We start from the raw sequence: 13530 nt of genomic DNA on the forward strand, positions 1-13530 counted from the left end.
AAAAAATCAGGGGGAAATCACATGCTTCGTACTGTATATATTGAATTACTGAAAATCAAACGATCCAAACTTATTCTTTTCATCCTTGCCTGTACTATGGTAAACGCCTTTATAAGTTACATTGTAGAGCAAAATGCCGTAACCATGGGATCATTACTTCAAAGTACGGTTACAAGATTTAATCTCTTACTTGGTGCTCCATTATTTGCAATTGTGACGGGTTTTATTGTTGCAGATGAATATCGTCATCAAGTGGTTGACCAGTTATTTACCTATCCGATTTCCAGAGCGAAAATTTTATTAGGCAAGCTCCTCTTTCTATTGTCCTTGGTTTTGTTGGGCGTTATATCTTCTTTTCTATTCACTGTGGTAGTGGGCATAGCTACTGGTGCTTCATCCGTAACAGGGATGTTTGACTACATTCTCCCTTATTTGGTGACAGCTGGAACACAAATGGCTTTAGTCCCCATTGTCATGATGATAAGCATTATTGGGAGAAGTATTATTGGCGGAATTGCAGTGGGTGTGATTGCCGGTTTTTCCAGTGGTTTGGTAACCGCAATTGGCCTGGGAATGTATTACCCTTGGTCCATTCCAACGGTGATGACATACGATATTCTTGGTATACTGGATGCGGATTTGGTTAAAACGTTAACTTCTCTTTTCATTATTTTTGTTGTTCCCTTGGCTCTTAGCTTTATTTTTTATAAAAAGATGTTTAAAAAGAACTGCTGGTTTACCCTGTAATAACTGATTTTTCTTAAATAAACATGATTATATATTGTATAATAGGTTCAAACTACATCATTAAGGGAATGAAGAGCATGTCAACCAAAATACTTGTTGTTGAGGATGATCGCGAAACAAATCAGTTGTTATGTAAATATTTACGAAAAGAAATGTTTCACGTATGTCCTGCCTATACCGGAGAGGAAGCTTTTCAAAAGCTGTCTACTGATTCCTTTGGATTCGTATTATTGGATTTGATGTTACCAGGTATGGATGGGTTTGAAATTCTACAGAAAATACGTTCTGAAAAGAATATACCGGTGATTATCATTTCTGCCAAGGATGAAAGTCAGGATAAAATTATAGGATTACGTTTGGGTTCCGATGATTATATAACGAAATCGTTTCATATGAGCGAGGTGATCGCAAGGGTAAAGGCCCAACTTCGCCGTTTTACACAGTATAATTCATCTGGAACTAGTCAAACGGATCATTATCTTAAACATGGAGACATCGTTCTTGATCTTAATGCCTATGTTGTCGAAACCGGAGACAATGTCAAATCGTTAAGAGAAAAGGAACTTCAAATTCTAAAATTGTTGATGTCTAACCCTAAGAAAGTATTTACAAAGGAAAATTTATTTGAACATATATGGGGCGAGCCTTATCTTGGTGCAGATGAAAATAAAATCATGGTACACATTCGTCGCCTTCGTGAAAAAATAGAAGAAGACCCTCGAAACCGAAATATATTCAAACGGTTTGGGGGATTGGTTATAAGCTGGGGATGAGGATACAAAATGATGCTTTGGCTTTTTCTAATCACTTTATTTTGCCTTGTAGCTTTGTCCTTCCAGCACTTACGTTTACTTCGACAAGTTCACCGGGTTTATGAGGACTTAATTGAAGTGAATAAGGGTGACTTTAATCAACGCATCCGGATACAGTCTAGGTATCGTACTGTAGTGAAGTTGGTAAAGGAATGTAATCAATTCATTAATAAATTTCAAACCAATATGGAACACATGGGGTATTTGGACAAGTCACGAAGACAAATGACATCAAATATGTCGCATGATCTCAAAACCCCATTGACTTCTTTACTTGGTTATGTGCAGGCTTTACGCGAAGATGCCACTTTAACGGAAAAGGAACGACAGACATTTTTACAAATTACGCACCAAAAAGGACAAAAGCTTCAATCTTTATTAAATGATTTCTTTGAATTGAGCAAGTTGGAATCAGATGATTCTTCATTTCATTTGCAAAAAACAGATGTTGTTCGTGTTATTAAGGAATTAATTGCAGGACTTTATCACGATTTTAAAAATGCCAATATGAAACCCGTTCTTGAGCTACCCAAGACACCTGTAATGGTTTGGGCTGATAAAAAGAGCGTAGAGCGCATCTTAACTAATCTGCTTTCTAATGGATTACATTATGGTAAATATGGAGGCGTACTCGGTATTTCAGTAATAAGAGATAAAAACCTGACTTGGATTGAAATTTGGGATCATGGTAAAGGGATCGATCAAGAAGATTTACCTTATATTTTTAACCGGTTATATACCGGGCAACGCTCACGTAATAGAATTTTACAAGGAAACGGACTTGGTTTGACCATTACAAAAAAACTGGTTGAGAAGCATAATGGCACAATCAAGGTTGAAAGTAAGCCATTCGAAAAGACATCCTTTTCTTTTTCACTGCCTACAGCAAAATAGACTCCGATACAATCCATTTAGGATCGTTCTGTTGTATTTAAATGAAACAAGGGTTTAAGCGCATGAACTTAACGTGTTCCGTAGACGAGTTTGATTGTTTTACATACGATTGAGTTCCTATCGTACAAACAGGCATATTGTTGAAGAAAATTGTAAACTTGAATCGTCTTTAAATTTGTGTATAATAATAAGAAATTGCATCAATTAAATGTTTTCTAGGGTTCCGCAACCTATCAGGTTGGTCTGGACCGAGAGAAAGCTCATAGTGAACTGCTATGTCACGGAGGGATAAAAGCCCGGGAGAAACTGTATCGACAGTTGTCTCTCTGGGCTTTTTGTTTTTCCTTTTTTGGAAACAATACAATTGGAGGTGTTTTCCGTGAATCAAAATTGGGTGAGAGTGTTTGTTGCAGCCTTTTTGGAAATTTTCTGGGTGATTGGATTGACGCATTCCTATGATTTTTGGACATGGACCGGAACAGTTATCTGTATTATTGTTAGTAATTATTTAATGATTACAGCGGCACAGGTGCTGCCAGCCGGAACAGTCTATGCTATTTTTGTAGGCTTGGGAACAGCAGGTACTGTTATTGCTGGGATTTTTTTCTTTGGGGAAGCATTCAAATGGGAAAAAATTATATTAATAGCAGTACTGTTATCTGGAGTTATTGGTTTGAAAGTAGTCACACCGGATAAAGCAGAGGAAGGAGCTGAATCCTAATGGCTTGGTTTACGTTAATTATAGCAGGGTTACTAGAGACGTTTGGTGTTGCCATGATCAACCAACTTACTGTAAAGCGAAATTGGCATACAGTCGTTTTACTCATTCTTGGGTTTGGTTCCAGTCTTGCATTGCTCAGTTATTCGTTGCAATTCATCCCTATGGGAACAGGTTATGCCATTTGGACAGGAATTGGTGTTGTTGGTGGCGCACTAAGTGGAATGATATTTTATGGGGAGTCAAAAGACTGGAAGAGGATGGTTTTTATAGCGATGGTTTTATGCTCAGCGATCGGGCTTAAACTTGTCACATAACAAGGGAATAAAAATCAATTGTAATGTTTATTACAGTGATGATTCATATCGAGGCCGGCGCATTGACACTATTGAATTAAGAAAATATGTATGCAAAGTTGACGTGGTGTTAAACTACGTCAACTTTTTTAGGTGTGTGCATGTTATAATGATTGGTCGCCAATTTTCAAATCTACTTCGGGTTTAAATTTTCTGTATTGCATCCATAGATACAATACAACTACTGTAAATGATAAAAGGTCAGCAATAGGCGTAGCCATCCATACTCCTAGTAAACCAAGGAATTTCGGGAGCATATAAACAAGCGGTATAAGTAGGATAAGCTGTCTTAATGCGCTTAGAAAAATTGCCTTTCGAGCTTCTCCTATATACTGAAAGAAGTTGGCACCTATCATTTGAACACCAACAATCGGCACCATGCAGCAAAATATGCGCATACCAAATGTTGCGGTATCCAACAGTTCAGAATCGGCATTTCCGCCAAATGCCGAAACAATATAATTGCTAAAAATCTCAATGAACAGGAACATGAAAATGCAAAAAAATAGCACATACTTGATGGCATATTTCATCGTTATCTTTACCCGATCTATTGCTGCATGACCATAGCTGTATCCGATGATCGGTTGAATCCCTTGACCGAGCCCGATTATTGGCATGTATACAAGCATAGCGACGGTATATATTACACCATAGGCGGCAAGCCCTGTGTTTCCACCATATTCATATGATATTCTATTGAATAATAAAGAAACGAGGCTTAAAGATATTTGTCCAATAAAGCCGGAAAAGCCAACAGATAGAATTTGTTTTACCTCATTGAAATAATAGCGCATGTATTTGTAATGTAGCATAATCCCCGTATTGTTTTTAAATAGGAATTGCAAGGTCAATGTCGCGCTGGCAAGGTTTCCAATGACTAGTGCTAGAGCAGCGCCGCCAACGCCAAGATCTAAAACAAAGATGAAAATAGGATCAAGAATGATATTAACAAGTATTGCAACAATAAAATTGATGAATGCTCTTTTTGCAAAACCCATACTTCTGATAATACTATTCATTGATTGCGAAATAACAAAGAATACAGATCCCAATAGAAAGACGAAGGAATACGTAGCAGCATAATCGATATTGCCACTATTGGCGCCATATAAGTAAAGTACAGGATTAAGGAATAGTATTCCTAGTAAAACAATGAATAAAGAAAGCGTCAATGATAAAACGAATGACGTGCCTACAATTTTTTTGGCCTGTTCATTATCGCCTTTTCCCAGTGCAATGGATAGATTTGCAGCTGCCCCAGCCCCGATTAATTGAGCCAACGCCTGCATAACAAGGTACAAGCCAAAAGCCACAGTTACTGCCGAGATTGCTAGCGTATTGACACCCTTAGCTATGAAGATACGGTCAATCGCTAAATTAACTGAATTTACTAGTAAGGCGATGATGGCAGGAGTGGATAAATTTCTAATTAACTTTGGCACTGGCATGGTTTCAAGCTTATTCATAATATTCCCCCATAACTTCATAATATAATATGAGTATTAACTCGTGTTTTAGAGTTTACGCTTTACCTGTTGCGTTGTCAATATAATATGAGTAAATATTCACTTTTATATTGACGAACCTACAACATAGCTTTACAATACTACTTATAATGGAAAGGGATGATCTTAATTGGGAAGCCATTCAAATGTATCGAAGCGTCGAATTCCCAAACAAAACAGAAGCATACAAAATAGGGACAAAATACTGGATGCCGGCTTAAAATTATTCAGTGAAAAAGGATATTACGAAACCACAACAAATGAAATAGCAAAAGTTGCCGGCGTATCAATAGGAAGCTTATACTCATATTTCAATGATAAGGATGCCATATTTCTTCGTATATTGGATAACTACCATAAGAAGTTTCTTGCATTTTTCCATGAAAAAGACGAGAATCTAAGTTATGAACTATATGCTCGTGATATTAAGCAATGGTTAAGAAATCTTATGGGAAAGTTACTTGATTTACATGAATCTGTGAAGACGTTGAATAGAGAAATGAACATAATGTATTATTCCAAACCACAAGTAGCACGTATCATGGATACACAAACAGAGCGAATACGTACAATGACGATGAGTTTTATCGCTCGGTCTGAGAGCAGTGTTTATGATATAGAGGCAACGTCTGCGATGATAGTTGATTTCATTTCCTCAGTAATTGATAGGATTCTTTATAAAGAAAATGATAACTTGGATAAGGATACTATCATTGAAGCTGCTGTGGACATTCTTGCGGAATATTTATCCCAGAACAAATAGTAAACAAGGACTGCATAAGTTGTGCATGTGGTCTTTATTTATACCTCAACAAAAACAATTATAGGGTAGAAAATAATATAATATGAGTAATAACTCGAATAAAATTTGTATCTACGCTCTCATCTAGTCTTTTCTTCTATGGGATTGTTTGTAACTATTTTATGGGTGAAGTGAAAAGATATTTGAGTTATATTTCCATGGGAAGATCGCTGTTATTCAATGAATGAAAAATAAAACCATCTTTTATCGCTTTCGAAATTTATCCCTATTATTTCTGTTTGAGCAACTTTTCGCGTTATTTCAACATATAATTACAGAATGTAACAAAGGTGTAAAGAAAATGTTGTTTACGAATAGACATATTGATAGTAGAATGTAAGATAGTTTTTTAATAAACGAATGTTACATGCATTTTTTTATCAATACTGAAAATATGCTTACATTAAATATTTTATCTTCCTATTTAAATACATTCCTATTACGAATCAAGGGAGAATTAGTATGTCTAAATATAATTCGCAAACGCGTATAGTGAAACGTAAAAAACGCAAATTAAAAAAAAGAACCTATATTATTTTGCCTATACTAGTAGCCTTTCTTGCTGCAGTAGGCTATGGGACTTATTTATATGTTAAAGCAGACACCGTTTTATCCGATTCCTATGAAGAAGATGAAAGGGAAAAATCCGAACTGCGGGAACAAGAAGTTGACCCGACAGAAGATAATGTTTCTGTTCTTATTATGGGAGTGGATTCAAGTGAAGTTCGGGAAAATGCAGAAAATGCTCGAACGGATGCGCTTATGGTTGCAACTTTAAACAAAAAGGATAACAGTGTAAAATTAGTAAGCATTCCGCGCGATACGTATGTATATCTTCCAGAGGTTGGCTACGAAACTAAAATCGCCCATGCGCACGCACATGGTGGAACTGCCGCAACCGTTGATACGGTTGAAAATCTACTGGATATTCCAATCGATTACTATACAAAACTTAACTTTGAGGCATTTGTCGATGTTGTTGATGCAGTTGACGGTATAAATGCGGAAGTTCCCTATGAATTACAGGAACAAAATTCAAAAGATGAAGCAGGAGCTATTCAGCTTCTTCCCGGAGATCAGGAATTAGACGGGGAGGAAGCACTTGCCTTGGCACGTACCAGAAAACAGGATAGTGATATTGAACGAGGGAAAAGACAGCAGGACATCATTAAGGCTGTCGTTGACAAAGCTATCTCTCTGGATTCCGTATTAAAATACGATGATATCATTGAGGCTGTTGGAAGTAATATGACAACGAATATGACATTTCCGGAGATGCGAAGCTTTATATCTTATGGAACAGATGGAACCAATCTAGACTTTGAAACAATAACACTGGAAGGTAGTGACTATCAGCCTGGAGGCGCTTATTACTGGTTACTGGACGATTATGCACTTGGCGAAACCCAGGAAACGTTACGGCGCCATTTGGACCTTTCGGAAACAAGTACTGCTTCCGAATCGGAAGAAGCATCTACAACATCAGGTGAACTTGGAAATTCATATTAAATAAAAAAGTGCTATCTTATCATTTTGTAATTGGAAAATAGGATTTTAAAACCTATTTTCCGATAGCCCTACGCAACTACGCTTACGAAGAAAATATTTTATGAAAAACACGCTTTTCATTCCATACTAGGAATAAGTAAGCGTGTTTTTTTTAGATACGGAGTAACGGGGCTTGAACTCGTTATCTTTTATTTAATGTGAAGGATAGCCGTGTTCTTCCTATAAACATTATATGAGAATCTAGCTTGTGTCCCTTATAAACGTAAGAGATTTGGCTTATTTGAAATACGGTATGTCGTTCGTAGAAAAGTTGCACTATTTTAAACTTTTAGGTATGATATGTTAAAAGCGTATTATTTAGCAACCCCATATGGAACAAGATAGGTTAGACATTTATATAGATTTTGAAACTATTATGTGTACATGTATAAAAGATAATAGCAAAGAGATTCATCTAATCAGGAGGCTAATAATGGCGAACGATCGTTTTGAAGAAGTCTATACGCAAGGAAAGTTGAAGGCTATTAAAGTTATTCGGGATAACGAAACAGGAGTTTTGTATATGTTGCATCAAGAAGGTTATGGTGCTGGGCTAACAGTTATGGTTGATCAAGAAGGGAAACCTTTGGTGGATGATAATTTTAAAGGTGATGTCTTATAAAGTAAACAGGTATAAGAAGGGGGGTGAGATGTGCATGACAACTCCCCTCAGCATACCTCCTCAATTACTTTTGTAGAAATTATTTTATGCGACGCTACTAAAAGCATATATGGTTTATACTTTAAGCCTATACACTGCAATAACTGCTCCTTGTACGATGAAAATAGCAAGCACCAGTATCCAAATCCAGTAGCGGTAATTATCATAAGACATTCCAATGGAATCTTGTATGAGTTCAAGGATGAGCCAGCCTATCGGTAAGATTGGCATAGATGCCATATAAGATTTACTTAGAACTTGTGCCCCACGCTCATCTTTTCCTTCTTCCCCCCAAGTAAATTTTAAGATGATATAAAGAGCTACTAAGAAAAGCGGGACTAATATTATTCCTAACCAATTCATTCCTCTTCCTCCCTCACGTATTGAAATACGTCTGTTATTTCTTTTTCAAATAGAACTGCAATTTCAAAGGCTAATTTCAACGATGGATTGTATTTATTCTTTTCGAGTGAAACAATTGTCTGCCTGCTTACACCTAGCATTTCGGCTACTTCCTTTTGTGACCACTTTTTTTCTGCTCGTAGCACAGCAAGTCGGTTTTTGATCTCCCCAGATGACTTTAACTTCATTCTTTTCACCCCTATTTATTTATAATTGTAACATATTTTTGACTTATAGTAAAAAATACATTACACTTATATCGAATTATCATTTTAGAAAGTAGGCGATTATATTAATGGCTATGTTTCAGTATCTTGTACTTTTATTCATCATACTGTTTGCGATAATGCCTTTGTTTAAGAAAGGCCAGCGCACAACCTACATGATTTTCCGTGCTGTCGCAACCACGTTTATAGTGCTTATTGGTATGTTCCTTTCTTTTCTTATTCCGGACTTTGGAATCATTCTATTTTTAGCTGTTGTCTTGCTTGTGTTACTCCTTGAAAAATGGTTTTATACAACGAAGTTTGGAATTGTTCTACTCATCGTATTACTCGCAGGAAGTGGAACGGGCGTATACTATTTCTTTTACAGCGATCCTGCTATTGTATCCGGCTATCTAGAAGAAACAGACACTACTTCTCTTTATTTATCTATTGATGGAGAAGTAAAAATTGACACAGCGCCCGGACAGGAGCGTCCGCTTGCAAGCACCGTAAAAATAATGATCGCAGCTGCTTATGCAGAACAAGTAGCGTCAGGAGAGCTTGACCCGGAAGCCCTTGTTCCACTAGAAGAGCTGGGAACTTTTTATTTAGCTAATTCAGATGGAGGTGCCCATGCGGATTGGCTTGCGTCTGTAGAAGATGATATCACAGATAGCCAAATTCCGCTTCAAGATGTTGCACAAGGCATGATTGTTTACAGTTCCAATGCAAATGCCGAATATTTACTTGATTTAATTGGATTTGACTCAATCGACGAACGAATGGAAGCATGGGGGATGCTAGATGAACAAGAGACGCTTGTTCCGTTAGTTTCTTCATTACTGCTTGTTGACGACTTAGGTGAAGAAGTAGAAAATCTCAGCCATGCTGAAATAAGAGAGAGGTCGGTTGCTCTTCACTCGGAATTAGAGTCTGGAGAACGAACACTTCCTGATTCCTTTCATATGTCATCGTCTTTGCAACGTATTTGGTCTGATTCTGTGACTAGTGCTAGTGCTGCTTCTTATGGGGATTTTCTGAGAGAAGTGCAAACAGGGGAGTGGGGAAATGCAGAAGAAAATGCGATATTACGTGATTTACTTGAAGATGCCTACTTGTTTGAAGACGCGGACTATCTTGGTGGGAAAGGTGGCTCAACTGGGTTTGTGCTAAACCAAGCATTATATGCGAAATTGGATACAGGTGAAGAAATGGAGCTTGTCTTTTTTATGGATGACCTAAACATATTTCAACAAAAACGTGTAGCTCGATCTAGTAATGACTTTTTAATAGAGGTACTTAGCAGTGAAAATTATCGTAATGCACTCGTGAATCAGTTCGGTAAATAATAGGCAGTACTACTGTTTGTTGCCAGAAAATGTATTACATGGCGACTGTATCTTGCAGCCGCCATATCCATTTAATATCTGTAAATTTCATTTAAAAAGATGACAGTTTTGGTAAACTGTTATCTGGAAAATGATATATCATAGTTAGCAAATGAAAAAGGTGCTGCAAGATAATAAAAACATTATCTGACAGTATCCTTTGCATGTTAAGAAGAAAAAAGGATAATTATTATTTTTTTAATTAGTTGATCCAAAGAATTATTTAATGATAATTCTCAATCCATCATTAAACAGATCATCCACTGTCTTGCCTGTAGAAAAATACTCTTCTATGCTTGCTACTAACATGGGATACTTTATATTAAACTGTGCAAAATGAAAACTCTGCATTTCCTTTTGAGTGATATCCGTTTGTTCCTCAATTACATGTCCGAAAGTAAAACGAGTTGCTGTTAGAATAATCAAACGTGATTGTCTCAAACTCACTCCAGCATCCACCAAAGTGTTGATTGCCATTTCAGATAAATCCGACATTGTTAACGATAGATGTGCTCCCGCAACGACACGTCCACCATCAGTATGTGAAAGTAATGCTTTGCGTAAACGATTAAACATAAGAATCAACCAATCTTGCCAAGGATCTTCCGTTTTCCATTCCGTTATATTGGAAAACTCCCTTTGTAAAATAGCTTCAGCCATTTCATTCACCAATGCATTTTTATTATTAAAATGCCAGTATAAAGCCGGAGCTTGAACATTTAATTTTCTTGCCAGTTTTCTTAACGTAACCCCCTCTAGCCCATTTTCATCAAGTAAATGCAAAGATTCTTTTATGATTTGTTCCTTTTTTAATGCCATCGCATTTTCTTCCAATCTATTTGTGTAATAATTTCTCTTGACATAGTAACATAAATAGCGTAAATTTAACACTGTTAAATTTAACGGTGTTAAATAAACGTGGGAGGTTTTATGATGAAGGCAGCAGTATTACACAAAGTCGGAGGAGTTCCATGTTACGAAGAATTCGCAGATCCGTATCCAAACAAGGATGAAATTTTGATTCATGTGAGAGCAGCAACACTTGAAAATGTTGATCGAATGATTGCAAAAGGGGAACATTTTGCAAGTCAACAATTTTTATCTGCATTACCGTCCATCATTGGACTTAGGGGAGTAGGTGAGCAGTCAGATGGCAAATTAGTTGGATTCTCAGGAGCCAAAGCCCCATATGGTGCCATGGCCGAAAAAGTAGTTGTCTCCAAAGAATTCACTGTTCCGATTCCTGATGGGGTTAACGCGGAAACAGCAGCTGCACTTCCGTCTGCGGCGCTGACATCCCTTTTTCCACTTAAATGGGGAGTAAATATGAAACCTGGTGCAACTGTACTTATAAATGGTGCAACTGGTGTTGCCGGAAAGCTTGCCGTCCAGATCGCTAAATTGCTCGGAGCAGGACGTGTTATTGGTACTGGTCGTAACAAGAAATCTTTAAAACGAATCAAGGAGCTTGGGGCAGACACAATTATCGATCTTAAACAGTCTGAAGAAGATTTATCCACCTCCTTCAAACAGGAGATAGAAGAGGGAATCGACATCATTTTAGATTTTTTATGGGGATATCCGACAGAAAAACTCATAAAAGCGTTAGTTCCACAAGAAATAAATTTAAATGGGCAACGAACCCAGCTTGTCCAAATAGGAGAGAAAGCTGGACCAGATCTTACGCTTCCCGCAGATGCCTTGAGAACGTCAGGGCTTGAAATATCTGGTGGGGCTTCGGGAATAACTCAAGAAGCTATTACAGTGGGAACGCAATTAGTATGGAATTGGATAAAAGAAGATAAGCTTCATATGGATATGGAGATTGTTCCACTACAAGATATTGAAAACGTTTGGAAACGTGCAGACTTTCAAGGAAAAAGAATAATAGTTATTCCTTAATTTTTAGTAGCTAATAAGCAAACAATTTCATTGTTTGCGGGTGATGAATTTTTTCTTCGGAAGGACAAGAACCGATTCACGTTAGCGCCATTTTCGTTGAATATGACTAGGAGTTAATGTTAGCTTCCTATCGGATGTTGTTTAAGATATAATTGTCAGGGTTAGCAAGTAAAGAATCATCTTGCATGTTTTCAAAAGAGGAATAAAAAGCTATGGAGGAGATGAAAGCAGATGAAGCCTATCCATTATACTGTGGGGAAATCGGATACACGTTATGCGATAAAAACATGGCTTCCAGAGGATATAGAGGCTGTTACTATCGGAAAGCTGGGGCAATTTCACTTTCCAAAAGGATATTATGTATACGTAGGAAGTGCAAAGCGGAATATTCGCTCGAGAGTGGATAGACATCTTCAGGTGGATAAAAAGAAACGCTGGCATATCGATTACTTACGCCCCTACCTGCAAATTCAGGCTGTGCAAACGTATTCTGGTGTGGAAGGGGAATGTGAGCTTTTTCAACGTCTGGTTCAGGAAAATGGGGGAACCATGCCGGTGAAAGGCTTCGGATCTTCAGATTGCAGGTGTTTTTCGCATTTGTTTTATTCAGATGAGGAAGTGATGTTGAATTAGACATATACGAATTCGAACGTATTATTGAAATGTATACGTTGCGCTTTATTCGTCAATATAATTTAGTGATTTAATAAGAATTGTTGGAAACGCTTTGCTACAGGAGAGAGATACCTTTTACTATTCCATGCTAAGCCTATGGGTCTTTCACATTTTGGCTCAGTAACCTTTAAACATTTCACGTTATCTAAATAAAATCCTTGGATCTTCGGTAGTAAAGATACCCCTAGATTTGCTCCGACAAGGCCCATAATGGTAATTGTATCATCTCCTTCAAACGTAATATTGGGTTGAACCCCTGCTTGCCTAAAGAAATGATCTGTAATAGGCCTTAAACTATATCCTTTTTTAAGCGCAATAAACTTTTCATCAGCAAGGTCGGTAAGATGAATGGTTTTAAAATTCGCAAGCTTATGATCAACCGAAACGAAAGCAAATATTTCTTCAGACCGTAAATGCTCCCATTTAATATTCTCTCTATCATCAGTAATAGCAGATATACAGAAATCAATTTCCCCATTTTCTAATTGATCCAGCATTATATCCGATGGGTTTTGGAAAAACTGAAAATTCACGTTTGGGAATTCTTTGTGAAACGTATTAATATAGGTTGGAAACAAGGAAGAACCAAGTGATTTTAAGAAACCAATAGAAACTCTCCCATATTCTGGATTAACTAAGTCTAGAATTTCTTGTTTCCCCTCGTTAATTTCCTGAAGGGCGTTTACTGCTTTTTTATAAAAAATTTCACCATACGGATTAAGCTTTATCTTCCGCCCATTTCTCTCAAATAAGGGAACGCCAATTTCCTTTTCCAATTTGGCTATCGAACGGCTTAGGGTAGGTTGGGAAATAAAAAGTTTCTCAGCAGCATAAGTGAAATGCTGTATCTCTGCAATCGTTTTGAAGTAATTTAACTGTTGATAGTCCATAATATTCACATTCCTTTTATT

The 13530-nt window shown here is 37.1% G+C and carries 16 protein-coding genes and 1 riboswitch; of the genes, 11 read left to right on the forward strand and 5 right to left on the reverse strand.

What is annotated here, in order from left to right; genetic code table 11:
• The first annotated feature begins 21 nt into the window (after positions 1-21).
• The 5 genes from KFZ56_RS05545 (at position 22) to KFZ56_RS05565 (ending at position 3488) form a co-directional block, all read left to right on the forward strand.
• Positions 22-747: an ABC transporter permease gene (locus tag KFZ56_RS05545; protein WP_222640801.1), complete on the forward strand. Its 726-nt coding sequence runs from the start codon at positions 22-24 to the stop codon at positions 745-747.
• A 77-nt stretch (positions 748-824) separates the two neighbouring features.
• Entirely contained in the window at positions 825-1520 is a 696-nt protein-coding gene (locus KFZ56_RS05550) for a response regulator transcription factor (protein ID WP_255584855.1), read from the forward strand.
• Between the two features lie 9 nt (positions 1521-1529).
• Positions 1530-2453, forward strand: coding sequence for a sensor histidine kinase (locus KFZ56_RS05555; RefSeq protein ID WP_255584856.1), 924 nt, complete (start codon positions 1530-1532; stop codon positions 2451-2453).
• 204 nt (positions 2454-2657) lie between these two features.
• A riboswitch (guanidine-I (ykkC/yxkD leader) is annotated at positions 2658-2758 on the forward strand.
• Positions 2759-2832: 74 nt separating this feature from the next.
• Positions 2833-3174 (forward strand): DMT family transporter, encoded by a 342-nt coding sequence (locus KFZ56_RS05560; RefSeq protein ID WP_222640803.1) that lies wholly within the window; start codon positions 2833-2835, stop codon positions 3172-3174.
• Complete coding sequence (locus KFZ56_RS05565) at positions 3174-3488, forward strand: DMT family transporter (protein WP_222640804.1); 315 nt, start codon at positions 3174-3176, stop codon at positions 3486-3488. The genes KFZ56_RS05560 and KFZ56_RS05565 overlap by 1 nt, the downstream gene beginning before the upstream one ends.
• A 143-nt stretch (positions 3489-3631) precedes the next feature.
• On the opposite strand, the gene KFZ56_RS05570 is transcribed toward KFZ56_RS05565, so the two are convergent.
• Positions 3632-4996 (reverse strand): MATE family efflux transporter, encoded by a 1365-nt coding sequence (locus KFZ56_RS05570; protein ID WP_222640805.1) that lies wholly within the window; start codon positions 4994-4996, stop codon positions 3632-3634.
• A 169-nt stretch (positions 4997-5165) separates the two neighbouring features.
• Here KFZ56_RS05570 and KFZ56_RS05575 point away from each other — a divergent pair, with 169 nt between their 5' ends.
• The 3 genes from KFZ56_RS05575 to KFZ56_RS05585 all read left to right on the forward strand — a co-directional run bounded on the left by KFZ56_RS05575 (position 5166) and on the right by KFZ56_RS05585 (position 8007).
• Positions 5166-5798, forward strand: coding sequence for a TetR/AcrR family transcriptional regulator (locus KFZ56_RS05575; RefSeq protein ID WP_222640807.1), 633 nt, complete (start codon positions 5166-5168; stop codon positions 5796-5798).
• A gap of 501 nt (positions 5799-6299) precedes the next feature.
• Entirely contained in the window at positions 6300-7346 is a 1047-nt protein-coding gene (locus KFZ56_RS05580; RefSeq protein WP_222640809.1) for an LCP family protein, read from the forward strand.
• Between the two features lie 472 nt (positions 7347-7818).
• A complete protein-coding gene (locus KFZ56_RS05585) occupies positions 7819-8007 on the forward strand; it encodes a DUF6440 family protein (RefSeq protein WP_222640811.1) in 189 nt (62 codons plus the stop codon).
• A 114-nt stretch (positions 8008-8121) separates the two neighbouring features.
• Here KFZ56_RS05585 and KFZ56_RS05590 read toward each other — a convergent pair whose 3' ends face one another.
• Together KFZ56_RS05590 and KFZ56_RS05595 are read right to left on the reverse strand one after the other, a co-directional pair.
• Entirely contained in the window at positions 8122-8409 is a 288-nt protein-coding gene (locus tag KFZ56_RS05590; RefSeq protein WP_222640812.1) for a hypothetical protein, read from the reverse strand.
• On the reverse strand, positions 8406-8636 hold the full coding sequence (locus KFZ56_RS05595; RefSeq protein ID WP_222640813.1) for a helix-turn-helix transcriptional regulator: 231 nt from the start codon (positions 8634-8636) through the stop codon (positions 8406-8408). Before KFZ56_RS05595 ends, KFZ56_RS05590 begins: the two co-directional genes overlap by 4 nt.
• Before the next feature lie 107 nt (positions 8637-8743).
• Between KFZ56_RS05595 and KFZ56_RS05600 the strand changes: the two genes are divergently transcribed.
• Positions 8744-10003, forward strand: coding sequence for a serine hydrolase (locus KFZ56_RS05600; protein ID WP_222640814.1), 1260 nt, complete (start codon positions 8744-8746; stop codon positions 10001-10003).
• A 258-nt stretch (positions 10004-10261) separates the two neighbouring features.
• Here KFZ56_RS05600 and KFZ56_RS05605 read toward each other — a convergent pair whose 3' ends face one another.
• On the reverse strand, positions 10262-10861 hold the full coding sequence (locus tag KFZ56_RS05605; protein ID WP_222640815.1) for a TetR/AcrR family transcriptional regulator C-terminal domain-containing protein: 600 nt from the start codon (positions 10859-10861) through the stop codon (positions 10262-10264).
• A gap of 114 nt (positions 10862-10975) precedes the next feature.
• On the opposite strand from KFZ56_RS05605, the gene KFZ56_RS05610 reads away from it, so the two are divergent.
• Together KFZ56_RS05610 and KFZ56_RS05615 are read left to right on the forward strand one after the other, a co-directional pair.
• Positions 10976-11944, forward strand: coding sequence for a quinone oxidoreductase family protein (locus KFZ56_RS05610; RefSeq protein ID WP_222640816.1), 969 nt, complete (start codon positions 10976-10978; stop codon positions 11942-11944).
• Positions 11945-12175: 231 nt separating this feature from the next.
• The gene (locus KFZ56_RS05615) at positions 12176-12577 is read left to right on the forward strand and encodes a GIY-YIG nuclease family protein (protein WP_222640817.1); all 402 of its coding nucleotides are present in this window, start codon (positions 12176-12178) and stop codon (positions 12575-12577) included.
• Between the two features lie 62 nt (positions 12578-12639).
• Here the strand turns inward: KFZ56_RS05615 and KFZ56_RS05620 are convergent, their stop codons facing one another.
• Positions 12640-13509, reverse strand: coding sequence for a LysR family transcriptional regulator (locus KFZ56_RS05620; RefSeq protein WP_222640819.1), 870 nt, complete (start codon positions 13507-13509; stop codon positions 12640-12642).
• Positions 13510-13530: the final 21 nt, after the last annotated feature.

This window comes from Virgibacillus sp. NKC19-3 (assembly GCF_019837165.1).
Taxonomy (GTDB): domain Bacteria; phylum Bacillota; class Bacilli; order Bacillales; family Amphibacillaceae; genus Virgibacillus_L; species Virgibacillus_L saliphilus.

Excerpts from the sequence above, each read along its gene's own strand:
- KFZ56_RS05620 (WP_222640819.1), bottom strand. The coding sequence starts at position 13,509 with ATGGACTATCAACAGTTAAATTACTTCAAAACGATTGCAGAGATACAG.
- KFZ56_RS05605 (WP_222640815.1), bottom strand. The coding sequence starts at position 10,861 with ATGGCATTAAAAAAGGAACAAATCATAAAAGAATCTTTGCATTTACTT.
- KFZ56_RS05550 (WP_255584855.1), top strand. The coding sequence starts at position 825 with ATGTCAACCAAAATACTTGTTGTTGAGGATGATCGCGAAACAAATCAG.
- KFZ56_RS05565 (WP_222640804.1), top strand. The coding sequence starts at position 3,174 with ATGGCTTGGTTTACGTTAATTATAGCAGGGTTACTAGAGACGTTTGGT.
- KFZ56_RS05590 (WP_222640812.1), bottom strand. The coding sequence starts at position 8,409 with ATGAATTGGTTAGGAATAATATTAGTCCCGCTTTTCTTAGTAGCTCTT.
- KFZ56_RS05600 (WP_222640814.1), top strand. The coding sequence starts at position 8,744 with ATGGCTATGTTTCAGTATCTTGTACTTTTATTCATCATACTGTTTGCG.
- KFZ56_RS05570 (WP_222640805.1), bottom strand. The coding sequence starts at position 4,996 with ATGAATAAGCTTGAAACCATGCCAGTGCCAAAGTTAATTAGAAATTTA.
- KFZ56_RS05595 (WP_222640813.1), bottom strand. The coding sequence starts at position 8,636 with ATGAAGTTAAAGTCATCTGGGGAGATCAAAAACCGACTTGCTGTGCTA.
- KFZ56_RS05610 (WP_222640816.1), top strand. The coding sequence starts at position 10,976 with ATGAAGGCAGCAGTATTACACAAAGTCGGAGGAGTTCCATGTTACGAA.
- KFZ56_RS05545 (WP_222640801.1), top strand. The coding sequence starts at position 22 with ATGCTTCGTACTGTATATATTGAATTACTGAAAATCAAACGATCCAAA.
- KFZ56_RS05555 (WP_255584856.1), top strand. The coding sequence starts at position 1,530 with ATGATGCTTTGGCTTTTTCTAATCACTTTATTTTGCCTTGTAGCTTTG.
- KFZ56_RS05615 (WP_222640817.1), top strand. The coding sequence starts at position 12,176 with ATGAAGCCTATCCATTATACTGTGGGGAAATCGGATACACGTTATGCG.
- KFZ56_RS05585 (WP_222640811.1), top strand. The coding sequence starts at position 7,819 with ATGGCGAACGATCGTTTTGAAGAAGTCTATACGCAAGGAAAGTTGAAG.
- KFZ56_RS05580 (WP_222640809.1), top strand. The coding sequence starts at position 6,300 with ATGTCTAAATATAATTCGCAAACGCGTATAGTGAAACGTAAAAAACGC.